General features: G+C 63.2%; 24 protein-coding genes. 15 read left to right on the top strand and 9 right to left on the bottom strand.

Annotated elements, in window-relative coordinates:
* The first annotated feature begins 4 nt into the window (after positions 1 to 4).
* From ssuC to C8C98_RS19310, 6 genes are all read left to right on the top strand, one after another.
* Positions 5 to 898 (top strand): aliphatic sulfonate ABC transporter permease SsuC, encoded by an 894-nt coding sequence (gene ssuC, locus C8C98_RS19340; protein ID WP_121455597.1) that lies wholly within the window; start codon positions 5 to 7, stop codon positions 896 to 898.
* A 195-nt stretch (positions 899 to 1,093) separates the two neighbouring features.
* Complete coding sequence (locus tag C8C98_RS19330) at positions 1,094 to 1,906, top strand: ATP-binding cassette domain-containing protein (protein WP_233574612.1); 813 nt, start codon at positions 1,094 to 1,096, stop codon at positions 1,904 to 1,906.
* Positions 1,907 to 2,087: 181 nt separating this feature from the next.
* Positions 2,088 to 2,303 (top strand): molybdopterin-binding protein, encoded by a 216-nt coding sequence (locus C8C98_RS19325; RefSeq protein ID WP_015013774.1) that lies wholly within the window; start codon positions 2,088 to 2,090, stop codon positions 2,301 to 2,303.
* 217 nt (positions 2,304 to 2,520) lie between these two features.
* Complete coding sequence (locus C8C98_RS19320; RefSeq protein WP_121455595.1) at positions 2,521 to 3,132, top strand: TetR/AcrR family transcriptional regulator; 612 nt, start codon at positions 2,521 to 2,523, stop codon at positions 3,130 to 3,132.
* 139 nt (positions 3,133 to 3,271) lie between these two features.
* Complete coding sequence (locus C8C98_RS19315; RefSeq protein WP_121455594.1) at positions 3,272 to 4,273, top strand: NADP-dependent oxidoreductase; 1,002 nt, start codon at positions 3,272 to 3,274, stop codon at positions 4,271 to 4,273.
* A gap of 71 nt (positions 4,274 to 4,344) precedes the next feature.
* On the top strand, positions 4,345 to 5,052 hold the full coding sequence (locus C8C98_RS19310) for an SDR family oxidoreductase (protein WP_121455593.1): 708 nt from the start codon (positions 4,345 to 4,347) through the stop codon (positions 5,050 to 5,052).
* A 48-nt stretch (positions 5,053 to 5,100) separates the two neighbouring features.
* On the opposite strand, the gene C8C98_RS19305 is transcribed toward C8C98_RS19310, so the two are convergent.
* Together C8C98_RS19305 and pdxH are read right to left on the bottom strand one after the other, a co-directional pair.
* Entirely contained in the window at positions 5,101 to 5,679 is a 579-nt protein-coding gene (locus tag C8C98_RS19305) for a hypothetical protein (RefSeq protein WP_121456399.1), read from the bottom strand.
* Positions 5,680 to 5,847: 168 nt separating this feature from the next.
* Positions 5,848 to 6,486: a pyridoxamine 5'-phosphate oxidase gene (gene pdxH / locus C8C98_RS19300; protein WP_121456398.1), complete on the bottom strand. Its 639-nt coding sequence runs from the start codon at positions 6,484 to 6,486 to the stop codon at positions 5,848 to 5,850.
* 93 nt (positions 6,487 to 6,579) lie between these two features.
* On the opposite strand from pdxH, the gene C8C98_RS19295 reads away from it, so the two are divergent.
* The 3 genes from C8C98_RS19295 to C8C98_RS19285 all read left to right on the top strand — a co-directional run bounded on the left by C8C98_RS19295 (position 6,580) and on the right by C8C98_RS19285 (position 10,115).
* On the top strand, positions 6,580 to 7,152 hold the full coding sequence (locus C8C98_RS19295; RefSeq protein WP_121455592.1) for a TetR/AcrR family transcriptional regulator: 573 nt from the start codon (positions 6,580 to 6,582) through the stop codon (positions 7,150 to 7,152).
* 208 nt (positions 7,153 to 7,360) lie between these two features.
* The gene (locus C8C98_RS19290; protein ID WP_099741211.1) at positions 7,361 to 7,822 is read left to right on the top strand and encodes a (2Fe-2S)-binding protein; all 462 of its coding nucleotides are present in this window, start codon (positions 7,361 to 7,363) and stop codon (positions 7,820 to 7,822) included.
* Between the two features lie 22 nt (positions 7,823 to 7,844).
* Positions 7,845 to 10,115, top strand: a complete 2,271-nt coding sequence (locus C8C98_RS19285; protein ID WP_121455591.1) for a xanthine dehydrogenase family protein molybdopterin-binding subunit — start codon at positions 7,845 to 7,847, stop codon at positions 10,113 to 10,115.
* Positions 10,116 to 10,328: 213 nt separating this feature from the next.
* Here C8C98_RS19285 and C8C98_RS19280 read toward each other — a convergent pair whose 3' ends face one another.
* From C8C98_RS19280 to C8C98_RS19265, 4 genes are all read right to left on the bottom strand, one after another.
* Positions 10,329 to 11,486, bottom strand: a complete 1,158-nt coding sequence (locus C8C98_RS19280; protein WP_121455590.1) for a Shedu immune nuclease family protein — start codon at positions 11,484 to 11,486, stop codon at positions 10,329 to 10,331.
* 146 nt (positions 11,487 to 11,632) lie between these two features.
* Positions 11,633 to 11,842, bottom strand: a complete 210-nt coding sequence (locus tag C8C98_RS19275) for a hypothetical protein (protein ID WP_121455589.1) — start codon at positions 11,840 to 11,842, stop codon at positions 11,633 to 11,635.
* Between the two features lie 32 nt (positions 11,843 to 11,874).
* Positions 11,875 to 12,339 (bottom strand): hypothetical protein, encoded by a 465-nt coding sequence (locus tag C8C98_RS19270; protein ID WP_233574611.1) that lies wholly within the window; start codon positions 12,337 to 12,339, stop codon positions 11,875 to 11,877.
* Positions 12,340 to 12,506: 167 nt separating this feature from the next.
* Positions 12,507 to 12,989, bottom strand: a complete 483-nt coding sequence (locus C8C98_RS19265; RefSeq protein WP_121455587.1) for a GreA/GreB family elongation factor — start codon at positions 12,987 to 12,989, stop codon at positions 12,507 to 12,509.
* Between the two features lie 524 nt (positions 12,990 to 13,513).
* Here C8C98_RS19265 and C8C98_RS19260 point away from each other — a divergent pair.
* On the top strand, positions 13,514 to 14,113 hold the full coding sequence (locus C8C98_RS19260; RefSeq protein WP_121455586.1) for an NTP transferase domain-containing protein: 600 nt from the start codon (positions 13,514 to 13,516) through the stop codon (positions 14,111 to 14,113).
* Between the two features lie 97 nt (positions 14,114 to 14,210).
* On the opposite strand, the gene C8C98_RS19255 is transcribed toward C8C98_RS19260, so the two are convergent.
* Together C8C98_RS19255 and C8C98_RS19250 are read right to left on the bottom strand one after the other, a co-directional pair.
* On the bottom strand, positions 14,211 to 14,834 hold the full coding sequence (locus C8C98_RS19255; RefSeq protein ID WP_121455585.1) for a DUF4124 domain-containing protein: 624 nt from the start codon (positions 14,832 to 14,834) through the stop codon (positions 14,211 to 14,213).
* A gap of 152 nt (positions 14,835 to 14,986) precedes the next feature.
* Complete coding sequence (locus C8C98_RS19250) at positions 14,987 to 15,511, bottom strand: superoxide dismutase family protein (protein ID WP_121455584.1); 525 nt, start codon at positions 15,509 to 15,511, stop codon at positions 14,987 to 14,989.
* A 194-nt stretch (positions 15,512 to 15,705) separates the two neighbouring features.
* Here C8C98_RS19250 and imuA point away from each other — a divergent pair, with 194 nt between their 5' ends.
* From imuA to C8C98_RS19230, 5 genes are all read left to right on the top strand, one after another.
* Positions 15,706 to 16,584 carry a translesion DNA synthesis-associated protein ImuA gene (gene imuA / locus C8C98_RS19245; RefSeq protein ID WP_121455583.1) on the top strand — a complete coding sequence of 293 codons (879 nt, stop codon included), beginning with the start codon at positions 15,706 to 15,708 and terminating at the stop codon, positions 16,582 to 16,584.
* Positions 16,547 to 18,412: a DNA polymerase Y family protein gene (locus C8C98_RS19240; RefSeq protein WP_121455582.1), complete on the top strand. Its 1,866-nt coding sequence runs from the start codon at positions 16,547 to 16,549 to the stop codon at positions 18,410 to 18,412. The genes imuA and C8C98_RS19240 overlap by 38 nt, the downstream gene beginning before the upstream one ends.
* On the top strand, positions 18,405 to 21,773 hold the full coding sequence (locus tag C8C98_RS19235; protein ID WP_121455581.1) for an error-prone DNA polymerase: 3,369 nt from the start codon (positions 18,405 to 18,407) through the stop codon (positions 21,771 to 21,773). Before C8C98_RS19240 ends, C8C98_RS19235 begins: the two co-directional genes overlap by 8 nt.
* Positions 21,774 to 22,211: 438 nt before the next feature.
* Positions 22,212 to 22,610: a hypothetical protein gene (locus C8C98_RS21670; RefSeq protein ID WP_158600187.1), complete on the top strand. Its 399-nt coding sequence runs from the start codon at positions 22,212 to 22,214 to the stop codon at positions 22,608 to 22,610.
* 113 nt (positions 22,611 to 22,723) lie between these two features.
* Complete coding sequence (locus tag C8C98_RS19230; protein ID WP_121455580.1) at positions 22,724 to 23,476, top strand: DUF2321 domain-containing protein; 753 nt, start codon at positions 22,724 to 22,726, stop codon at positions 23,474 to 23,476.
* Between the two features lie 204 nt (positions 23,477 to 23,680).
* On the opposite strand, the gene C8C98_RS19225 is transcribed toward C8C98_RS19230, so the two are convergent.
* Complete coding sequence (locus C8C98_RS19225) at positions 23,681 to 24,331, bottom strand: gamma-glutamylcyclotransferase (protein ID WP_121455579.1); 651 nt, start codon at positions 24,329 to 24,331, stop codon at positions 23,681 to 23,683.
* Positions 24,332 to 24,364: the final 33 nt, after the last annotated feature.

Raw genomic sequence — 24,364 nt, 5'->3', positions numbered from 1 at the left:
TCGCATGCCCTCAATTCAAAATGTTCGCGAGCTGCAGGTCGCCCCTACAGGTTCTGCCGCTACTGTCTCCGACACCCCTGACGCGTCCGACGAGCCCGGCAGCCCGGTGCTGCCATCGCCACTGGCCCTGTTTGCCCGCAACGTAGGCCAGCGCCTGCTGCCCTGGGCCGTGCCCGTGGGCCTCATCGTGCTGTGGCAGATTGCATCGTCGCTGGGCTGGCTTTCTAACCGCGTGCTGCCCGCGCCGCTGGACGTGATCAAGGCCGCCTGGACGCTGGCCGCATCTGGCGAGCTGTGGACGCACGTGAAGGTCAGCGCGGGCCGCGCCCTGGCGGGGCTGGCCATTGGCGGCGGGCTGGGCCTGGTGCTGGGCCTGCTTACCGGCTCAGTGCGGTTTTTTGAGACGCTGTTGGACTCGACCATCCAGATGGTGCGCAACATTCCCGCGCTGGCGCTGATTCCGCTGGTCATCCTGTGGTTTGGCATTGACGAATCGGCCAAGCTGTTTCTCATCAGCGTGTCGGTGTTCTTCCCTATCTACCTCAACACCTTCCACGGCATTCGCAACGTGGACCCTGGCCTCATCGAAATGGGGCGCACCTATGGCCTGAGCCGCTGGCAGCTTTACCAGCAAATCATCCTGCCCGGCGCGCTGTCCAGCATCTTGGTGGGGCTGCGCTTTTCGCTGGGGCTGATGTGGGTGATCCTCATCGTGGCCGAAACCATCTCGGCCCAGGCGGGCATTGGTTACCTGACCATGAACGCCCGTGAGTTCCTGCAGACCGACATCGTGCTCGTAGGCATCTTGCTCTACGCGCTGCTGGGCAAGCTGGCCGATGCCTTTGCCAAGGGCCTCGAAAGGTACTGGTTGAGATGGCATCCCGGGTATCAGGTTTGAGCATCCCCCTGAGCGGCTGCGCCGCTTCCCCCTTCTCTCTACGCGCTGCGCGCTAGGGGAAGGGGGACGACGCCAGCGCGGCGGGGCGGCCCTTGCGCGGCGTCCCTGGCATGGCGCAGCGCCCCATGCAACCTGCTTTTTTTGCTCACATTTTTATAGCTGCTAGCGCTTGATAAATAAGCGCAGGAGGCCATTTTGACTATCAAACCATCTTCACAACCCCAAGGCGTGCGCCTGGAAGTGCGCGGCGTGGACAAACGCTACGGCACACGCACCGTGCTCAAAAAGGCCGACTTGGTGATCGAGCCCGGCGAGTTTGTCGCCATCGTGGGCCGCAGCGGCTGCGGCAAAAGCACACTGCTGCGGCTGGTGGCGGGGCTGGAATCGGTCTCGGGCGGGGCCATCCGCATCGACGGCGATAGCGTGAGTGGCCTGAGCGACAGCACCCGCATCATGTTCCAAGACTCGCGCTTGCTGCCCTGGAAGCGCGTGGCCGACAACGTGGCCCTGGGCCTGCCACCCGGGCTGCGCGGCGCAGCGGCCGATGTATTGGCCCGTGTGGGCCTGGGCGACCGGCTGGGCGAATGGCCCGCGCGCCTGTCGGGCGGCCAGCGCCAGCGCGTGGCCTTGGCCCGCGCCCTGGTGCACAACCCGCGCCTGTTGCTGCTCGATGAACCCCTGGGGGCGCTGGATGCGCTCACCCGCATCGAGATGCACCGCCTGATTGAAGGCCTGTGGCGCAGCAGCGGCTTTACCGCGCTGCTTGTCACCCACGACGTGCAAGAAGCCGTGGCACTGGCCGACCGCGTGATCCTGATCGAAGACGGTCAGATTGCGCTGGACCAGCGCATTGACTTGCCGCGCCCACGATCCCACGGCGACGCCGCTTTTGCCGCGCTGGAAAAACGCATCCTCGACCGCGTGCTGCAAAAGCCCGAGCCTGAGTCCGCAGCAGGCGGTGCCAACTGGCCCGGTGTGCCCGCCCACGGCCTGCGCTGGGCGGTGTGAGGTGTTTTTGCACCACCTCCACCCGTTCGGGCTAAGCCTGTCGAAGCCGTGGTGCGCTCTGCGTGCAGCCCTTCGGCTGGCTCAGAGCGAGCGGCGGGCCGAGCACCGTGCACCCTGCAAAACGCTCTTGCTTTCAGATTTTCAACCCACCTTTATCAACGGACTTTTCAAGGAGAACCCCATGTCCATTCAAGCCATCAACGTACGCAACCAGTTCAAGGGCAAAGTGCGCGAAATCATCCGTGGCGATGTCGTCTCTGAAGTCGATGTCGAAACCCCCTGGGGCATCGTCACCTCCGTCATCACCACCCGTTCGGTGGACGACCTGGGCCTGGTCGTCGGCTCTGACGTCGTCGCGCTGGTCAAGTCCACGGAGGTGTCGATTGCCAAGCTGTGAGTTGATTTTTAATTGAATTGGCGTCTAGCGCTTTATAGATAAGCGCAAGGCGCTATTGAAAGCGTAGCGGTTTTGCTTCCGTTCAAAGCAGCACCTGCCGCGCGCTTCACCCCTCAGGCCCTTGCACAGGGCCTGAGTTTTGGGTGCTGGCCAAGCAAGGGGGGGGGGCATGGCGGCCAGCCAGAGGGGGGGCTTGTCAGAGTTTTTCATGTAACGTATGATGTGTGTCATGCGAAATAAACAGCCCAATGCCCGATCCGCAGCCAAGGAGGCCACCCACGAACGCATCGTGTCGGTGGCGGCGCGGGCGATCCGCCGCCAGGGCTATCACGGCACGGGGGTGGCAGACATCATGAAGGAGGCGGGCCTGACGCACGGCGCCTTCTATGCGCACTTTGAATCCCGCGAGGCCATGTTGGCCGAAGCTGCGGCTCAGGCGTGTACGGAATCTGCGGCGCTCGTTGCAAACGTCGTGGCGGGCGAGTCCTCTCAGCGGGCGCTGGTGACCATGCTCAACGCCTACCTCTCCAAACAGCATGTCGAGGGCGTCGAAACGGGCTGCCCCCTGGCCGCACTGGGCTCTGAAACCGTGCGCCAAACCCCCGAGGTGCGCCGTGTCGCCACCCGGCACATCAAGGAAATGGTCGACCTGATTGCCCGCCAGTCGCCGCAGTGGGGCCAGCCTGAAGCCCATGAGGGCGCGCTGGTCACCATCGCCACCATGGTGGGTGCCCTGGTGCTGGCCCGCGCGGTGGATGAGCCCGCCTTGTCAGACAGCCTGCGCGAGGCCGCTATCAAGCACCTGACGCCCCCCGGCGCGCCGGGCTGATTCTGTCAGCCGCGCGCTTTTTTTTGCAGTTTTATATGATGATTGTCATGCGAAATTTGAAGCAAAGCAGTGTGGCTTGCAGCTTGAAGCCCGCTTGGCTCGCTCAACCACGTTGGCCCCGCTGAAATAAGGAAACCCCATGAAAGCCTTTGTCCTCGATCGCTATGCCAAGCAGGGTGCGCTGCGGCCTGCCGACATCCCGCCGCCCGACCTGCACGACGACGAGGTGCTGGTGGCGGTGCATGCCGCTGGCGTCAACCTGCTCGACGCGAAAATCAGAAGCGGTGAGTTCAAACTCATCCTGCCCTACAAGCTGCCCCTCGTCCTCGGGCATGACGTGGCCGGTGTGGTGGTCAAGGTCGGTTCGCGCGTTCAGCAGTTCAAGCCCGGCGACGAGGTGTACGCCCGCCCTGACGATTTCCGCATTGGCGCCTTTGCAGAACTGATTGCTGTCAAAGAGTCATCGCTGGCTGCCAAGCCCCGAGGCCTGACGATGGAAGAGGCGGCGTCCATTCCCTTGGTGGGCCTGACGGCGTGGCAGGCCCTGGTCGAAAAGGCCCAGCTCCAAAAAGGGCAGAAGGTGTTTATCCAGGCGGGGTCGGGCGGCGTGGGTACCTTTGCCATCCAGCTGGCCAAGCACCTGGGCGCCACCGTGGCCACCACCACCAGCGCGGGCAACGCGTCACTGGTCAAGAGCCTGGGCGCGGATGTGGTCATCGACTACAAGACGCAAAACTTTGAAGACGTGCTGCGCGACTACGACGTGGTCCTTCACAGCCAGGACGGCCAGGCGCTGGCCAAGTCCCTGCGGGTGCTGAAAAAGGGCGGTCGGCTCATCTCCATCTCTGGCCCGCCAGACCCTGAATTTGGCAAGGACATCCGTGCCCCCGGCTTTGTGCGACTGGTGATGCGCCTGCTCAGCGCAGGCACCCGGCGGCGCGCACGCAAGCTGGGCATTGGCTACTCGTTCCTCTTCATGCGGGCGCACGGCGGCCAGTTGCAAGAGATCACACGCCTCATCGAAGCGGGTGCCATCCGCCCGGTGATCGACAAAGTCTTTCCGTTCAACGCCACCAACGAAGCCCTGGCCTATGTAGAAGCTGGGCGCGCCAAGGGCAAGGTGGTCGTCAAGGTGGTTTGACCGGCGTTGCTGGCACCTCCTCGCTAATCCCTTTCATACCCCACAACTTTTCCCACCCTCTGGAGATTTCCATGAAGATTGAAAACGCTGTTGTCCTCATCACCGGTGCCAATCGCGGCATCGGCCTGGCATTTGCCCGCGAGTTGCTCGCCCGTGGTGCGCGCAAGGTCTACGCCGGTGTGCGCGACCCTGCCACCGTGGGCCCCCAGCCTGGCGTGCAGGCCCTGCGCCTGGACGTGAACAACCCCAGCGATGTCGCCGCTGCTGCCGCGTTGGCGTCAGACGTCACGCTCGTGATCAACAATGCAGGCATCGCCCAACCCGGCGGCTTTTTGGCCGCCGACAGCGAAGAGCTGGCCCGCAGGCTCTTTGAGACCAATTTCTTCGGCATGCTGCGCGTGAGCAAAGCCTTTGCCCCCGTCTTGCAGGCCAACGGCGGCGGGGCACTGCTCAATGTGCTGTCGGTGGCCTCGTGGATCAATGGGGGTGAACTGGCAGCGTACTCGGCCAGCAAATCGGCCGCTTGGTCACTCACCAACGCGCTGCGCCACGAACTGGCAGCGCAAAAGACACAGGTGCTGGGCCTGCACATGGCCTATGTCGATACCGACCTTACACGGGGCTTTGATGTGCCCAAGACGAGCCCTGAGCAGATCGTTCAGCGCGCGCTGGATGGGCTGGAGGCGGGCGCAGACGAAGTGCTGGCCGATGAGATCACCCAGCACGTCAAGCAGTTGATGACGGCAGACCGCCCTGGCTACTTGCCGCCGCAGGCCTGACGGTGTGCAGGACGGCTTGTTTTTTTGATCGCTTTGGGGGAAGCGGCCCTATGAGGGCAAGCACCCCGCAAACCCCTTCGGCCCGGGGGCTGATACCTCTGCCAGCGTCAGCGCCGCCATGGCGTCGTTCTGGCCAGGGGCCTTGGTCAGCCGCTGGCCGTTTTGCCAGCGCCACTGTGTGCCGTCAAAGCTGTAGACCAGCGTGTGTGTGCGGTTAGACAGCAGGTGCGCTGGCGTCAGCGCGATGGCCTTCGCCTCTGCCTCGGTGGCAGCCGTTGCGCGGGCCTCGTTGTCTTTGATGACGATCTTGCCCACAAAGGGCGTCACGGGCGATTCGGTGGCGTTGACCTCGGGCTGCACCAGGGCAGGGCTGTAGCCGGTCTTGGCCCAAGTGTTGCTGTCTTTGGCTTCTGAGGCGCTGATGGGGCCCACATGTGCCTCACGCGCGGCCAGGAACTGGGTGCACGCGGCGGTGATGGCGGCAAAGCGGTCGTTGGCTTGCTTCGCAGTGGCCGTGAGCTGTTGGGGCGCTTCAGTCTTATTGCACGCTGCCAGCGCTGCGCAGGCCAGCACGGCAGTCGTGGCGATGGTCAGGGCGGAATTTCGTGAGCGGCGTGTTGGACGCATCGGTGCGGGGCCAGGATGGGCGGGCATAGGGGGCAGGGGGCTATCAAAAAAGAGCCCGGCGCTGGGCCGGGTTGGGGAGGGGTGGGTTGATTGAAACGTGCGGTCAGAGCGCTGAATCCATGCGTTGAATCCCCGCGTTGGATCATCAGGCCACGTCAGCCCGTCTTCTCACGGTGCCAGCCGCTCGCGCAGCCAGTCGGTGCCGTCCAGGCGGTAGCGCAGCCGGTCGTGCAGGCGGCTTTTGCGGCCTTGCCAAAACTCCCACTGGTCGGGCACCAAGCGGTAGCCGCCCCAGTGCGGCGGGCGTGGCGGTTTGAGCATGAACTGCGCGCCGTACTTGGCGGCATTGGCCACTAGCACCCCACGGCCGCTGATGACCTGGCTTTGCGGGCTGGCCCAGGCGCCAATGCGCGAATCCAGCGGGCGGCTGTTGAAATATTCGTCGCTTTCGGCGTCGCTGACCTTCTCGACCACGCCTTCAACGCGCACCACGCGCTCCAGCTCCACCCAATGAAACTGCAGCGCTGCAAACGGGTTGCCCGCAATCTGGCGACCCTTGCGGCTGTCGTAGTTGGTAAACCAGACAATCCCGCGCTCGTCATAGCCCTTGATGAGCACGATGCGCGTGCTGGGGCGCATGTCGCCGCCCACGGTGGCCAGCGTCATGGCATTGGGCTCGGGCACTTGGGCGCTGATGGCTTCCTTGAGCCACTGGTCAAACTGCTGCAGTGGGGCTGCGTGCGAGGCGTCTTCGTTCAGCTCGGCACGCTCGTAACTCTTGCGAAGGTCTGCGATGGATGTGGTCATGCCTGCCATTGTGCATCTGAGGGACATGGCACCGACCGGTTCGGTGTTTGCCCGCTTGTGAGCGAATATCTATTCGTTTATATTGGCCCCGCCATGAAACCCAAAGACGACGAAAAGCAGCGCGCCATTGCACAGGCCACCTTTGATCTGGTGGCGCAAACGGGCCTGAGCGGGCTGACCATGGCCGAGATTGCCCGGGCCGCGGGCATTGCCACCAGCACGCTGTATGTCTACTACCCCTCCAAAGACGAGCTGATCAGTCAGCTGTACCAAGACGCCAAAACCGTGACGGCCGAGCGCATCATGCGCGGCGTGGAGCCCGCCATGCCCTTCAAGGCTAAAGTGCGTCGCACCTGGCTTAATCTGCTGCGCCACCGGCTCGACCAATATGCCGAGGTAGTGTTTCAAGAGCAGTACTACAACTCGCCCTGGTTCACCCAAGGCAACCGCGAGTTTTCAACCCGGCTGATGGCCGGCTTTTTTGCGCTGATGGAAGAGGGCCAGCGCAACGAGATTTTGAAACCGGTGCATGGCTCGCTGCTCACGGCCAGTTTGCTGGGCTCGGTGCGCGAAACCGCCAACCTGATACGCACCGGTGTGCTGCCAGACGACGATGCCGTGCACCAGACCGCATTCAGCCTGTGCTGGGATGCCCTCAAGGCCTGAGCTGGGCTGGGGCTTGCCAACGGTGCCTTTCAGCATGCTTTGAGGCGCCGCCCCAAGGCCCCTGTGGGATAGCGATCCAGGCCCGCAGACCAGGCCAGGCGGGCCCCGCAAAGTCAAAAGCGGCTACCCGCTGCAAGAAATTTTTAGTCGAATAATAATTCAGCCAAAATTATTTCCCCCACCGCACCCCAACCAGGAGCACCCCACGATGCCAACCTTGAACATCAACGGCAAAGACACCGCCGTCAACGCCGACGACTCCACCCCCATCCTCTGGGCCCTGCGCGACACGTTGGGCATGACCGGCACCAAGTTTGGCTGCGGCCAGGCGCTGTGCGGGGCCTGCACGGTGCACCTGAACGGAGCGCCCGTGCGCTCGTGCATCACGCCCATTTCGGCCGCTGCGGGCCAAAAGATCACCACCATTGAAGCCGTTACCGCCAACGACAAGGTGGGCAAGGCCGTGCACGCCGCCTGGGTCAAGCACGACGTGGCCCAGTGCGGCTACTGCCAAAGCGGCCAGATCATGAGCGCCACCGCGCTGCTCAAGGGCAAGAAGAAGCCCTCTGACGCCGACATCGACGCTGCCATGGCAGGCAACGTATGCCGCTGCGGCACCTATGTGCGCATCCGCGCCGCCATCCACGACGCAGCAAAGACGTTGGCCTAAGAACACCGAGCAGGAGAACACCATGCATTTCGACGCTCAAACCGCCCGCGCCCACATGCCAAAAGGCCTGGTAGCGCTTATGGATCAAGCGCAAGGCGCTATCAATACCGAAGCAAACGCTGCTGCCGCCGAAGGCGTGGCACGCCGCACCTTCCTCAAGGCCGCAGCCGCATCCGGCTTTGCGCTGGGAGCCTACCCGTTGGTCGCTACCGCACAAGGTGCAGGCGCTGCGCCCGCCGGGCTCAAGCCATTCGAGCAGCCCTCGGCTTTTGTGCGCATTGACACCGATGGCACCGTCACCGTCACCATCAACCGCCTGGATTTTGGCCAGGGCGTGCAAACCGGCCTGCCCATGATCCTGGCCGAAGAGCTGGACGCCGACTGGGCCAAGGTGCGCAGCGTGCACGGCGACGCGGGCCCCGCGTATGTCGACCCGGCCTTTGGCATGCACCTCACGGGCGGCTCCAACTCGCTCAAAAACTCGTACAACCAGTACCGCGAGCTGGGCGCCCGCACCCGCGCCATGCTGGTGTCTGCCGCCGCCGCGCAGTGGGGTGTGGACGCATCGGCTCTGCGCACCAACGCAGGCTTTGTGGTGGGCCCCGGCGGCAAAAAGCTGGCCTACGGCGCCCTGGCCGAAGCCGCCATGCAGCAGCCCGTGCCCGACAAAGTCACCCTCAAAGACCCCAAGCAGTTCCGCATCATCGGCAAGCCCACCGGCCGGCTCGATGCCAAAGCCAAATCCAGCGGCCAGCAGGACTACGGCATTGACGTGCGCCTGCCCGGCATGCTCACGGCCGTGGTGGCGCACCCCCCCGTGTTTGGCAGCCAAGTGCAAAGCGTGGACGACGCCGCCGCCAAGGCCATCAAAGGCGTGCGCGCCGTGCTGCGCGTGCCACTGGACCGTGGCAGCGAAGGCGTGGCCGTGGTGGCCGACAGCTACTGGATCGCCAAGCAGGGACGCGATGCCCTGAAGGTGGAATGGAACAGCACCGCCGTAGAAAAGGCCGACAGCGCCCAGCTGTTGACCAGCTACCGCGAACTGGCCCGCAAGCCCGGCGCCGTCAAGTACAACGCCGACACATCGGCCCTGGCCAGCGCACCGCACAAGATCAGCGCCGAGTACGTCTTCCCGTACCTGGCCCATGCGCCCATGGAGCCCATCAACTGCACCGTGCGCCTGGACGGTGACAAAGCCGAGCTGTGGCTGGGCACCCAAATGCCCGGGCTGGACGCCATGGCCGCAAGCAAGGTGCTGGGCGTGCCCGTGCAAAACGTCAAGGTGCACGCCCAGATGGCCGGTGGCGGTTTTGGCCGCCGCGCCATTCCCACCAGCGACTACATCGTTGAAGCCTGCGGCGTGGCCAAGGCCGCCCGCACCGCCGGCATCAGCGCCCCCGTTCGCCTGCTGTGGAGCCGCGAGGACGACATCAAAGGCGGCTACTACCGCCCCATGCACGTGCACCGCGCAGACATTGGCTTTGACGCGCAAGGCAACATCCTGGCGTGGGACCACGTCATCGTCGGCCAGTCCATCACGGCTGGCTCGCCGTTTGAGGCCTTCATGGTCAAAGACGGCATCGACACCACGGCGGTTGAGGGTATGAAAGAGCCCTACGAAATCCCCATGAAGCTGTCGGTGCACCACCCCAAGGTGAACGTGCCCGTGCTGTGGTGGCGCAGCGTGGGCTCCACCCACACCGCCTACGCCATGGAAACCCTGCTGGACGAAGTGGCCCGCGCCACCAAGCAAGACCCGGTGGCCTACCGCCTGCGCCTGATGGGCGACAAACACCCCCGCCACAAGGCCGCCCTGCAACTGGCCGTGGCGCAATCGGGCTACGGCAAAAAGAAGCTGGCCCCCGGCCGCGCCTGGGGCGTGGCGGTGCACGAATCGTTCAGCTCGGTGGTTGCCTACGTGGTCGAAGCATCGGTGAAAGACGGCACCCCCAAGCTGCACAGCGTGACTGCGGGCGTGCACTGCAACCTGGCCGTCAACCCCAAGAGCGTGGAAGCCCAAGTGCAGGGCGGGGCGCTGATGGGCCTGTCCATGTGCCTGCCCGGCGCAGCCATCACCTTGAAGGACGGCGTGGTGGAGCAAAGCAACTTCGGCGACTTCGCCATACCCCGCATCACCGACATGCCCCAGGTGGCCGTACACATCGTGCCGAGCGCCGAGCCGCCTACCGGGATGGGTGAACCTGGATTGCCGCCACTGGCGCCTGCGTTTGCGAATGCGGTGGCGCGGTTGACAGGGAAGACGCCGAGGGAGTTGCCGTTTAAGTTGGGTTGAGCGGGTTGGATGGCATGAAAGCGCCGGGTTTGAAAAAGCCCGGCGCTTTTTTTATGGTTTATTCGGTTGTGCCAGTTCGGCGTTGGGGGCATCGCTGGGCTGTGTGCGACGAGCAGCTTTTGGACTATCTCAAGCGGTGGTGAATGTGCTGGATGGATTCTCCCTGCCTGTCCAGAAGCTTGACGAGGCGGTTGTACGGAGCAGTCCAGTTCATCATTGCTGTGCGGACTCTACGATGAATTTGCTCCGCTCGTACAGTTCATCAAAGGTCATTATGTCTATCCCAGTGATGCTCGTACGATAAAGCTCAAAGGAACGCAGCTTGTCTTGGTTCACACCATGCTCGCCCATGAACTCATTGAGGGAGCCAATCACGATGAACGCACGCGGCTTGAAGTTGAAAAAATCTTCACCCGTGGGATTCCCATCGTCGTCCTCCATGCGCTGCATACCATGAAGTTTGTGCATGGCTATCGCAACGGTAGCTTGGACTTGAGCGACCGCACCTGCCATCTCTTTGGACGGTGCCCAGCAACCTGCTCGATAGGCATCTGATTCAAGCAGTTTGGTGTTGTGGTGCTTGATTTCCGCGAAGCAAAGGGAGTTGATGATCCCTCTGGTCTTCAGGACTGCATCCGCTCGCTTGCCTCTGTGGAGAAGGTCGTAGCCCTGAACAAACTGCTCAAGCTTTCGCTCTTCAAACCCGGTGACATAAAAGTAGCTCAGCCCGTAGCCAAAAACCCATGGATTCTTCTCAAAGTAGGCTTGCCAAAGTGGCTCATCTCCCTTGATGGATTTCTGCTTCTTGCACAGTTCAAAAAATTCTGGATCGCTCAGGAGTTGAGTGAACACGCCAAGCTGCTTCTTGCGATAGCCCAAAGCGACGATGTCATCCTTGGTAACTTCGGACTTGAGCGCTTCAAGGAACACTTCCTGGTTGTCATGAACCAAGGTCGCGGCCTGAGCCTTGGAAAGTACCAGCCGGTGTAACTCGGTGTCTGTGATGTTGACTGCGCCTGTGTGCTTGAACTCCACCTCCGCAATGTCGTTGAGAAAGCCCAGAAGCCTCGGGATCTCGCTGCCAACAAATGAGAAGTTCGTGCGGTGGGGCTGGCCGTTGTTGCCGTTGAACTGCTGGAGTGTCAACACCGTGAGCTTGCGGTCATCCTCAAGAAACTTAGCAACGATCTCGGTTCTTGCCGTTGGAGCACGACGAAGGACAACCTCCTTCTTCACCTTTGCGTAGTAGGCACCCTCGGAATCGATTACCTTGGATGCAATTCGAAGAGGCCCGTTCAGCGTTGGGACCTGCGGGCTAATGTAGGTCTTACCCGTCAGTTTGTTGCGATGGATTTCCTCTTCGTTTGCCATATGTACCGCCTTATTCTCGTTCTACAACTTGCTCGGTGTCGCCGTCATAGCGATTCTGTTTTTAGGTTGCGAAGTTTATTTTGACGATCAAGGCCTGCTGTACGCAGCCGCTATTGGTTAGTGTCACGCCGTAGGCTTGGCCGAGCTCAATCCTTGAGGCTCACTCCCAAATCGCCCAGCTTTTTCGCAAACGAATCCCTGCGTTTTGCCGCCTTTGCCGCTGTTTCGGTAGCGGCTTGGATGGCCTTGGGGCCTTTATTGGCAGCCGCTTGGATCAGCCCAAACTTATGAGCGGCATCTGCCTCGGCTCGCTTGAACGTGGCAATCAGTTCAGCATGCGCAATGGGTGGATTCACAGTGGCTCCCCTATCAATCAGCGTCGTGATTCTTAAATTTGGACGTTGGTGCGAAGCAATGCGGTTCTCAATTCGCGAGTGGCTGGTTTGGCAATGTCCACCTTTTGCACCGCCAAGTCGAACGAAGAGCCGGGCTTGATGCTGGTGGGCAGTATCTTTTTGGCCGGAAGCTTGGCAGGGTAGGTGCCTTTACCCGGGCACATGCGAACGGAAAACCCGAACTCGTCGAGCAGGCCTTTCGCATACAGCTCCGCCAATTGGTGAAACGATACGAAGGTGGAGCGTTTCACGTCTTTGAATCCGGGCTGGCTGACGTCACGAACGAGCTCGAATTTGCCAAGCGAATCTCGCTGTGTATCGGTAAATGGGTGCAGCAAGAAAGTCTGACGAACGCCATCCTTTTTGGACACCAAAGTGTGTTCGACGGCGATATCAGTTAGCAGCATATTTTTTCCTTGCTTTTCAAGCGGCAGCTTACACAGCCGCATCAGTCCCATCAGTCGCCATCCCACCCATAGTCGTAGCTTGTGTTTTCAGACCAAGCCACTGGGGAGCCAACGCCCCTTCAGGTGCGAAGTGCTCGAAACGGACAAAACTCGTCCTATGGGCAGGATCCAAGGGCAGGGACTTTAACTGAACGACTGCAAATGAACTGACCTGCGGCTTAGTCAACCTGTACCACCTCAAACTGCTGTCGGATGGGCGCGGCCTGTAGCACCACCTCATCACCCGCGCATTTACCCAGCATGGCCCTGCCCAGAGGGGCTTGGCTGCTGATGACCTGTACGACCTGAGCGCCGCAGGCCAATTTCATGCTGCCTCCATCCGGGCCGAGAAAGAGCTTTTGCTGCGTTCCCTCGGAATCGACCAAGCAGACCAGTGCGCCGAGCTGTATGCCTTGACTGGGGTCGTAGGGGCGGGGGCGGAATTGGCGCCAAGTGGCCATGGCCTCGCGGATGGCTTCGGCGCGCCGAGCTTGGCCAGCGGCCAAGTAGGCCGCTTCGAGCCCCAATGTGTCGTATTTGTTTTCGGCGATGTTTTCTTCGTGAGTCGCAGTTTCATGAGCCGTCCGCGTTGCCTGCTCGGCTTGCAGCAGGTCCTCGGCGAGCCGTGCCAACACATGCTGTTGAAGCAAAAATTTATCCATGATGAAGGGTAGATATCTCGAACAAGCGGGCGGTAATTCTTGATTGTGAAGGGCCCCACAGCCTTCGACGCTTCTGTTGGCTGCAGGTTAAGGATGGGACCGAAGCTGTTCCGGGCGCTGCAGGCCATCAATTTTGATGAAAAGTGCTGCCAGCGGTTTTTAGATGAGCGCTGGCTGCTATTAATTTAGAAGTTCGTGACTTGGGTGCGTGACTTAGGCGCGTGCGCTGCGCTGCAATCACGTCATCTCAACCGCGCGGATGGCACTTTGTTTCCCACGGTCACTTTGTGCCCGGGTTTCAGCAACGCGGGCCTTGCGCCCCTAGCCGGGCTTGCCGTGGTCGTGCTGTTTAGCGCGGCTCTTAGCGCGGCAGAGGCCGCCGTCAACAGGGCCACAGCCCGCAGATTCTTTGGCGGCCCCTGTTTTTCTTTATCAATCGCCTCCAATCTCTATAAAACCTTAGGACGCATGGATGCCATGATGCGGCTGGCTTCAGCACCCAGCATTTCGATCTATCCACACCCATGCCATTGACACCACCCACTGTCCTCATCCTCGCCTCTGGCCGTGGCGAACGCTTCAAGGCCTCCGGTGGCACGGTGCACAAGCTGCAGGCCTTGCTGGCAGGCAAGCCGGTGCTGCAGCACACGCTGGATGCCGTGCGCGCCAGCGGTTTGCCGTGGCATGTGGAGGATGCGGGGCACCCGGGCATGGGCGATTCGATTGCCGCAGCAGTGCGCCACACGGCCCATTCAGCGGATGCGGCGGGCTGGCTGTTGTTGCCGGGCGATTTACCGCTGGTGCGGTCTGCCACGCTGCAGGCCATGGCGCAGGTGCTGCTGGATCACCGGGCCGTGGTCGCGTGGCCCGAGTTTGCGGGCGAGCGGGGGCACCCGGTGGCGTTTGGGCGGGATTGCCTGGAGGGCTTGCTGGCTTTGTCTGGCGAGAAGGGCGCCGCGCCGGTGGTGCGGCACTGGGCTCAGTTGGGGCGAGGGCTGGCTGTGCCAGTGCAGGACGAGGGTGTGGCGGCTGACATTGACACCGTGCAGGCGCTGGAGCGGGCTGAGGCGTTGTGGGCGAAGACTCAGGCGCTGCTGGCGCAGCGGGGTGCTGGCGAGGGGTGAGCCTGCACAGAGGTCAGCCGAAGAAGGCCTCGGCTGATGCGTTCATCGCCGCCCCGGCGGAGGCTATTCCGCAGACCCCAGCGATCGGCCAGTGGGCTCAGGAGCAGCGCCAGCTTGCGGCTGAGCCCGCAGACTTGGTGCAAACGCGGCCATCTCCAGCGGTGATGGAGTCTGCATTGTTCTTTTTGTAAACGGCCCCAGCATCGTCGTAGCAGAACCCGCTGTCGCAGTGGGTAATAACGGGGTTGGTTTTCACAATTACCTTGGGCGGCTCTTGCATGAGCGGTGTGTTGGTGCCGCAGGCGGCGTTCACATTGGTGATGGCGGCATTGGTGCGCATGCGCTTTTCATCGGGCGACAGGGTTCGGATGCTGGAGACGAACTCCATCTCTTTCTGTGCATTTTTGCAGGCCGGTGTCGCGGCAAGGGGCGTTGGGGCGCTGGTTTGGCTGGGGGAGGAGGGCGGTGCGTCTTGCTGGGCGCGCTCGGCCGCTTGGGCCCGGTACTTTCTATCGGTCGCGGCGTCTGCGTTGGCGCGGTCCTGGGCAATCTCTGCCGCGCTTTTTTGGCGCTCGACCAGTTTGCTGGTTTGCCCTTCGGCGCAAGGTGTGTCGGTGTAGATGCTGTGGCCTGCTGCGTTGGTGCAGCGATGCACTTGGGCTTGGGCTGTAGAGATCACGACCGCGCAAATGGCGATTCCCATCAGTGTGCTTGTTCTCATGGTTCCTCCTGTACCCATGAGCAACGTTTGAGCCCCTGTGTGCGCTGACCGTGCACGGAACTTTGGCGCATAAAAAAAGCCGCTGCAGGGGGCAGCGGCTTGGGGTCGAGCTAGCGGAGGCGGGGCGCCGCCGTGCGCAGGGCGGGCGCGGTTTATTGCGCCGCAATCACCGCACAGGCCAGCCGGGGCCCGGCGTTGCCGGTGGGCTGGGTTTTGTAGTCGTCGGGGTCGCGGTGCACGATGAGGCCGCGGCCGACGATGTTGTTGTCGGTGCTGCCCACGCGGATGGTGCGTGATTCAAAGCTGAATTGGGCCACGCCGTTGGCGTCGGCCTTCAGGCTGGGCAGGTCGCCGGTGTGGTGTTCGCCCATGCCATGGTGGCCGTGCGATTTGCCGCCGGGGTTGAAGTGGCCGCCTGCGCTCATGCCGTCGCCGCTGCTGCAGTCGCCTTTTTCATGGATGTGGAAGCCGTGCTCGGCGCCGGGTTTGAGGCCGATGATCTTGCCGCTCACCTTCACCACATCGCCACTTTGCACAAAGCGCACGGAGCCGGCGGTGGTGTTGCCTTTGGTGGCCTGCAACTGGGCGCTGGCGCTGGGGCCTGCGGAATAGCTGGCGCAGCCAGCCAATGTGGCCATGGCCACCGAGGCCAAAACAAAGCCAAAGCGAGGGTTCATAACAAGCTCCTGAAGTGAGAGGTATGGGCAAACGCAGGCATTGTGCAGGCGATGCGCTGTGGTTGGTGGGCCCACGCATGGGTGGGTGGATGAGCGGTACTGGATTTAAATAAAATACTGTATAAAAATACAGTTACCATGCAATCCATGCACCCGCCGGGCGCAACGCAACCCCCCCACCGAGCCCACCCACCATGTCTGCCTTATCGATTGCGTCCCTGCGCGGTGCGCCCGCCAAAGGCCCTGTGCAACTGCCTGGGGTGTGGCTGGGTAACCAGCTGTGTGATGCCATGGCGTGCGCCTCTGCACAAGCCACCCAGCCCACCGGCCATGCGGCTCTGGATGCGCAGTTGCCCGGCGGTGGCTGGCCCGTGGGGGCGCTGACCGAAGTGCTGCAGCCCGAGCCCAGCCGCCATGCCTGGCAACTGCTGCAGCCCGCCCTGGCACAGGCCACGGCGGCGCGGCCCGGGGCGGTGGTGCTGGTGGCCCCACCGTTTGAGCCCTTCGCCCCCGCCTTGCAGGCCGCCGGGCTGCCGCCCGGGCGCTTGTGCATGGTGCAACCCGGGCCCACCCAGGCGGGCGGCAGGGCCACCGCTGCACTGTGGGCCACAGAGCAGGCCTTGCGCTGCCGCGATGTGCTGGCCGTGGTGGCCTGGCTGCCGCAGGCGCTGCCCGAGCAGTTGCGCCGCCTGCAGCTGGCTGCTGCCCACATGGGGCAACTGCTGTGGGTGCTGCGCCCGGCCCATGCGCGCCAGCAGGCATCGCCCGCACCGCTGCGCCTGTGGGTGCAGGGCGATGCGAGCGCGCCGCTGGCGATGCAGGTGCAGGTGCTCAAACGCCGGGGGCCGCCGCTGGCGCAGCCCGTGGTGTTGCCGGGCGGCTCTGCCCGGCTGGTGCAGGTGCTGGCGGCTGCGGCGGCGCGCAGCCAGCAGCGGCGGGGGCAGGGCCTGCCCGTGCAGGCAGCAACCCCGCTGAAGGTACCGCCGAAGATGCCGGTGCCGGGCAATGCGGTGGCGGCGGGGAAAGGGGTGGTGCATGCACTGGATCGCGTGGCCGTACCTGCCGCCGCCTGACGGCCTCCCGGCCAGTACAGCCGGTACAGCCAGTACGTACGGTGCCAAGGTGCATGCCGGGATGGCTGGCGCCACAGTGCAGCCAGCCTCGCTGCAAGGCGCCGCGCCGGGCCTGCTTGGCACCGAGGCCTGGTGGGCGCTGCGCTTTACCCCCCGCGTGGCGCGGGTGGATGAAGCCTTGCTGCTGGAGGTATCGACCACCGAACGCCTGTGGGGCGGGCGCGCAGCCTTGCTGGCGCAATTGCACGCCAGTGCACCGCCGTGGGTGGATGGGCTGGGCGTCGATACGTCGGGCGGTGCTGTCGCCGGGCCGGCTGGGCCAGAGGGCGGCGGCGCACAGCCCCCATCCGAGCGCTCATCCGAATCCTCATCCGAACCCTTCGCCACGCCATTCACCACCCCGTTTGCCGAAGGCCCCACCGCCTTCCAGGCCTTGGCCCTGCTGCGCCTGCAGCTGGCGGCGGTGCCGGGGCCGGTGGCCGGGCAGCGCACCGGGCCCCAGGCCCACCCTGTGCGCCACGCCATGCCCCGGCGCATTCCGCACGACCTGCCCCTGCACACCCTGACGGCGCTGCGCCCCCATGTGGCCAGCCTGGCGCGCATGGGGTGCAACACCTGGGGCCAGTTGCGTGCCTTGCCGCGCGATGGGGTGGCCCGGCGGCTGGGGGCGGCCGCGCTGCGGGCGCTGGACTGTGCCTATGGCGACGCCCCCCACCAGCACACTTGGCTGGAGCTGCCCGAGGTATTTGCCCTGACGGCCGAGCTGCCCGCGCTGGCCACCTCGGCCGATGCGCTGCTGTGGTCGGCCCACGCCTTGCTGCAGGCCCTGCAGGCCTGGCTGCAGGCACGCCAGCAGGGCGTGTTGGCGCTGGAGCTGGCCTGGCACCACGACCTGCGCAAGGTGGACGGCAAGCCCGTGCCCCCCTGGCAGGCGCTGCCCGTGCGCACGGCCCAGCCCACGCAGGCCCTGGCCCACCTGCGCCGCCTGCTGGCCGAGCACCTGGCCCGCACCCCGCTGGCCGCGCCCGTCAACCAGATCGCACTGCGCGCATTGCAGACCGTGCCCATGCCCCACGCCAGCGCCAGCCTGTTGCCCCCCACGGGGCGGGAAGGGCGCAGTGCGCAAGACGATGCCCGCAGCGAAAGCTGGCACCAGTGGGTGGAGCGCCTGTCAGCCCGCCTGGGACCCGAGCAGGTGCAGTGCGTGGCCCTGGTGGCAGACCACCGGCCCGAATGCATGCAGCGCTGGCAGCCCGCCAGCCAGGCTTTGGTGCGGGGTGGGGTGCCTGCCGCGCCAGTGGGGCCTGGGCCAGCGGCGCGCACCTGGGCAGGTGCACCGTCCACGGCGCCCGCAGACCCGTGGGGGCGGGAGGGGGCGCAGGTGCAGAGCGACCACTCCGCGCCCGGCGCGGCCCCCCAGGCCCCAGACGCCAGCCTGTGGCCCACCTGGCTGCTGCGCCCGCCCCAGCGCCTGTCGGTGCAGGGCAGCCGCCCGTGTTACCACGGCCCGCTGCGGCTGCTGGCAGGCCCGCACCGGCTGGAGGCCGCTTGGTGGGAGGCCGCGTTGAGCGCCCCAGCCGCTGATAGGGCCCATACGACTGATGGGGCGGATGGCCCTGGCGCCGCAGGCAACGCCACCCCATCCCATGGTCCAGCCCCTGGCCTGGTGGTGCGCGACTACTTTGTGGCCCACAACGAGCGCGCCGGGCATGTGTGGGTGTACCGCGAGCGGTTGGCCCCATCGGCCCCAGCGCAGGCCAATGCAGGAGCAGGCTTGGGTGCTCCCGCGCGGCAAGACCGCTGGTTTTTGCACGGTATTTATGGCTGAGCCCACTCCACCCATCACCCCCTCTCACGGCCAGCCGGTGAGCCCGCCCGCCCGGGCGCTGCCCGACTATGCCGAGCTGCACTGCGTCTCTAACTTCAGCTTTCAGCGCGGCGCATCGCACCCGCAAGAGCTGGTGGAGCGCGCCGCCGCGCTGGGCTATCGCGCGCTGGCGCTGACGGACGAATGCTCGGTGGCCGGGGTGGTGCGTGCCCATATTCGGGCCAAGGCGCTGGGGTTGCACCTCATCGTGGGCAGCGAGTTTGCGTACCCTGGTTTTCGGCTGGTGGCACTGGCGCGCAATGCGCAGGGCTGGGGCAACCTGTGCCAGTTCATCACCACGGCGCGGCGCAGCGCGGCCAAGGGGCATTACCAGATGGGGACGATGAGCGATGTGCGCCAGCTGCAAGGCTGCGAGCTGCTGCTGGTGCCCGAGCGCACGCCGCAAAATGCTATGAATTTAGTAGCTGTTAGCGCTTTATTAGAAAGCGCTAGAGCCCAATTTTTCTCAAAATTTTGGCTGGTGGCCGAGCTGCTGCTGGCCCCCGACGACGACCTGTGGCTGGCCACGCTGCAGCAGGCGGGCGCCGCCGCCGGGGTGCCGCTGGTGGCGGCGGGCGATGTGCACATGCACGTGCGCTCGCGCAAGCCGCTGCAGGATGTGATTACCGCAGTGCGCCTGGGCCTGCCGGTGGCGCAGTGCGGCTTTGCCCTGCAGCCGCATGCCGAGCGGCACCTGCGCCAGCGCGTGCGGCTGGCCGGCATCTACCCGCCCGAGCTGCTGGCCGCCACGGTGCAGATTGCGCAGCGCTGCACCTTCAGCCTGGACGAAATCAAATACCAATACCCGCAAGAAACCGTGCCCCCCGGCATGACGCCCGCTCAGGGCCTGGCCTGGCTCACGCACGCAGGCGCGGCCAGCCGCTACCCCCAGGGCGTGCCCGATGCGGTGCAGGCCCAGCTGCAGCGCGAGTTGGCGCTGATTGCAGGCTGCGAGTACGAGATGTACTTCCTGACGGTGCACGACATCGTGCGCTACGCACGCAGCCAGGGCATCCTGTGCCAGGGGCGCGGCTCGGCGGCCAATTCGGCCGTGTGCTTTTGCCTGGGCATTACCGAGGTAGACCCCACCCGTTCGCACCTGCTGTTTGAGCGCTTCATCAGCAAAGACCGCAAGGAGCCGCCCGACATCGATGTGGACTTTGAGCACGACCGGCGCGAAGAGGTCATCCAGTACATCTACAGCAAATACGGGCGCGACCGCGCCGCCATTGCCGCCGTGGTTACCACCTACCGCACCCGCAGCGTGCTGCGCGACGTGGGCAAGGCCCTGGGCGTGCACCCGGCGGTGGTAGATGCGTTTGCCAAAGAGCACCACTGGTTTGACAAGGAACTGGCAGGCCCCAAGCTGCAAGACCTGGCCGCATCGCTGGGCCACAACCTGGGGGCGCACACCGCCGCGCTGTGGCTAGAGCTGGCGGGCGAGCTGCACGGGTTTCCGCGCCACCTCAGCCAGCATGTGGGCGGCTTTGTGCTCACCCAGGGGCCGCTGTCGCGGCTGGTGCCGATTGAAAACGCGGCCATGGCAGACCGATCCATCATCCAGTGGGACAAGGACGACCTGGACGAGATGGGTCTGATGAAAGTGGACGTGCTGGCGCTGGGCATGCTCAGCGCGCTGCGCCGCTGCCTTCAGTTGCGCGCCGTGCTGCGGGGTGAGCGCTGGCGGCTGGCCGACATCCCGGCCGAAGACCCGCACACCTACGACATGATCTGCGCCGCCGACACCGTGGGCGTGTTCCAGATTGAAAGCCGCGCCCAGATGAGCATGCTGCCGCGCCTGCAGCCGCGTGTGTTTTACGACCTGGTGGTGGAGGTCGCCATCGTGCGGCCCGGCCCCATTCAGGGCGGCATGGTGCACCCCTACCTGCAAGCGCGCGAGCGGCGGCGCCGGGGTGAGGCATTGGTGCTGGAAAAGCCTGCGCTGAAAGAAGCGCTGGAGCGCACGCTGGGCGTGCCGATTTTTCAGGAACAGGTGATGCAAATCGCCATGATTGCCGCCAGCTTCTCTGCCGCCGAGGCTGATGCGCTGCGCCGCTCCATGGCCGCCTGGAAGCGCACGGGTGGTGTGCACAAGTTTGAAAAGCGCCTGATCGACGGCATGGTGCACAACGGCTACGCGCTGCCCTTTGCCCAGGCCATCTTTGCGCAGATGCTGGGTTTTGGCGAATACGGCTTTCCAGAAAGCCACGCCCACAGCTTTGCCCTGCTGGCCTACAGCAGCAGCTGGCTCAAGTGCCACGAGCCCGCGTGCTTTTTGGCGGCGCTGCTCAACTCCTTGCCCATGGGGTTTTATGGCCCGTCGCAACTGGTGCAAGACGCCTGCCGCCACGGCGTGCGCGTGCTGCCCATCGATGTGAACCACAGCGATTGGGATTGCACGCTGGAAGGGCCACTTGCGCCCCTGCAACCCCCACGGCCCTTGCCCGGCATGCGAGGCGTGGCCCCGCCACAGCCCGCCGTGCGGCTGGGCTTGCGGCTGGTCAGTGGCCTGAGCCAAAAAGCCGCCCAGCGGGTAGTGCAAGCGCGTCGGTCCAATGGGTCTGGTGGACCCGATGGGGCCAGCAATGGCGCCAGTGATGGGTGCCATGGGCTATTCCGCAGCACCGAAGACCTGGCACTGCGCGCCCACCTGGACCGCCGTGATCTGCAAGCCCTGGCCGCTGCCGATGCGCTGGCCGCCTTGTCGGGCCACCGCCGCCAGCAAATGTGGGACGCCGTAGCCCAGCACCAGATGCCCCCTTTGCTGCGGGATGCGCCCGTGCATGAGGCACCGCTGGAACTGCCCCCCGCCGATGAGGGTGAGGAAATCGTCTTCGACTACGCCGCCACAGGCCTCACGCTGCGCCGCCACCCCCTGGCACTGCTGCGCCCCCGGCTGGAGCGCTGGAAATTACTGACCGCCTTGCAGCTGCAGTCCACCCCCCACGGCCGCAATGTGCGCGCCTGCGGCATCGTGACGGTACGGCAGCGCCCCGGCACAGCCAAAGGCACCATGTTTGTGACGCTGGAGGACGAAACCGGCCCGGTGAATGTGATTGTCTGGCCAGCGCTCATCGAGCGTTGGCGGGACGCACTGCTGCGGTCACGCCTGCTGGCGGTGCAGGGGATGTGGCAGTGCAGCGAGCAGCCTGGGGGGCCCGCAGGCTCGGTCTCTCACGCTGGTGGCGGGGGCGAGGCTGCGACAACCGCCAGCACACCCGCCCCCGTCGTCCGCCACCTGGTAGCGCAGCGGTTCAAAGACCTCACGCCGCTGCTGGGCCGCTTGGGTGGTGCTTTGCACGGCAGTCGGGACTTTCATTAATCTCATCTGCTGCCGTTGCCATTAGTGTTCCTTGCGGTCAACTGCAGGTACCCAACCCATGAAAATATGCCCTCGCAGCCTGCATAGGAGGAGGTCTTTCTCAGATTCCCAGAAGGAGCAGGCCGCACTCTCGGCATCCTTGGGTTGGACCGCAGTATCTCAAAGCAGCCGTTGATTCAAAACAGATGGATCAGTGCTACAGAGCATGCAGTAGGCGCGCTCGGCGGGAGTTGCTGTCGCGCTATAGTTTGCCGACTTCATGCGTGCCGGGTTTCATGAAAGATTTATACCTGTTGATTTACACAACATCCTTAGTTGCAAGCCAATAGGCAAGTGGGTTGCGAGAATTTTTTCAAAAGATGTATGGTCACGTACCGGATGTATCAACCGGGTTTTGCCGTCTACAACATTGAGTTAGGCAATAAATTGGGAGGCAATGTGCCCAAGAAAGATAAGTTAGTCCCCAAAGAATTTTTTGACTACGCTGAAAAAATTCTAAACATGAATGATCATGAGTTTTCCGAAGAATTTATGGAGGCTGAAGATATAGTCAATTCCTACATTTGTGCGGTAGATGGTGGCAGTACATTTTTACCAAATAAAGAAGGGCTTGCACGTGCTGTATTGTGTCTTACTTTCTCCATTCCAAATCCCGAGAGACCCAAAGAAATATGGAATTTGATTAATTCATTAATATCTCCGGAAAAGGGGGGTGCTTTTTATGCGATAAAGCCTCAGGTAAATGAAATTTTTTTACTTGCGCAAAGCAACTTGGAGAGAATACAAAAAGATAACGAAGCGCATGGAGGCTTTAAAGATTTTGATGACTTGTTTTAACCCAAGGAAATCTGCAACCGCAACATTGAAGTGCACTACTTAAATGCGGCCATCGCCTAACGTTCTACGCATAGGCACCGCAAAGGCGTGCTTGAATTAACAACTTATCTTCCATGTCATATCAAGACACACAACAAGTCTGCTTGAACGGGCACCAAACTACAGCCAACTATCACGGTTCGCCGGAGTTTCGACGCAAGCACTGCGCAACCTGCGGCGCACAAACAATCCACACCTGCCCAAAGTGTAGCCACGAAATAAGAGGCGAATACCATACAGACGGTGTTGTGGTCATAGGATTTCGCACTCCCGTTCCAACACATTGCGAGAACTGCGGATCAGCCTTTCCTTGGACCGAAGCAAAAGCCAAACTAGCGTCACAAGTAAAAGGAGATGGGGCCGCAGACCACTTCTCTTTAGTTCAACAAATCTGTTCCAGATTCCACTTGGTGGCCAAGCAACTCAGAACGCGGCACGCTGATCGGGACACTCTGGTTGTAAACGACGAGTACGATGCACAAGACTTACTGCATGCGTTACTGCAGGTCTACTTCGAAGATATACGCCCAGAAGAGTGGACGCCAAGTTATGCAGGAGGTAGCTCCAGAGTTGACTTCCTCCTGAAAGACGAACAGATCATCATCGAAGTCAAGAAAACTCGCGCAACCTTAAAAGCAAAGAACGTCGGCGAAGAATTAATCATTGATTCTCAACGTTACAGAGCGCATCCAGACTGCAAGAAGTTGCTTTGTTTTGTATACGACCCCGAAGGATGGATCGCCAACCCGAGGGGGCTGGAGAATGACCTCAATAAGAAAGAAGAAGGCTTCGAGATCAAAGTTCTAATTGTTCCAAAAGGTCATTGATTAAATTGAATTCATGGCCAGTGTCGGTGCGCTTCGCGCTCCGGCGCCGGTTAACCTGGGCGTTGAGCGTCACTTTCACCTGCCACCACCGACTAATCCTGGCCGCTAGTACGTGTTCCCCGTAAATCCGTAGATCACTGCACCCATCTCGCAGTGGTCGCCCCCATCTGGCTAAGCGTCTCAGACCCTATAGCCCGTGAACCTTCAGGATTGATCCGGCAACTGCCCGCTGCGGCTCGCAGCCTTTGGCAAATGATCTGCCTGCTCCTCCGTTGCCAAAGCCAGCAGCCGCGCCAGCGCCCGGTCGTGGATGCCCATTTTCAGCAAGCCTTCGTAGGTGGCGCGGGCGTAGTCGTGCGTGGTGCCGTACCGGCCCCGGGCCTGGGCAAAGATGCGGGTGTATTCAGGGTCGGGCAACACGCCCGTGTGGTTGGGGCTGCGGCGTGAGAGGGTGAAGGCGAGGGCGCGCACGGTGCCGTGGGGCGTTTCGCAGTCCAGCCAGCGCGGGTCGTACACGGCGTTGACCATTTCGCGGGCCCACAGCGGGGGCATGACCTCGGGCACCCGGTGCCGCTCGATGCGAAACACCATGCCCCGGCAGCTGCCCCCGGTCAGCAGCGCAAACACCAAGCCTGGGCATTCCGGGGTGCCCCGGTTCACGCGGCTCCACATCTTCAGCGCCCGGTGCCAGCCATGCACCTTGGCCGGGCGCTGCTCGGCATAGTCAAACTCGGGCCGCCAGATCAGCGAGCCATAGCCAAACAGCCACAGGTCGTGCCGCGCATCCCACTGCGCCATCGTCTGGGCCAGCATGGCGGCGGGGTCACGGCGGTGGGGGGCGGGCAGGGGTGTCATGCAAAGAAGGAAGCAGGAACGGGGCCAAAAATC

Source organism: Acidovorax sp. 106 (genome assembly GCF_003663825.1).
Lineage (GTDB): Bacteria > Pseudomonadota > Gammaproteobacteria > Burkholderiales > Burkholderiaceae_C > Acidovorax.
Note: the sequence above shows the minus strand (reverse complement) of the source record. Positions and strands in the feature narration are given on the sequence as shown.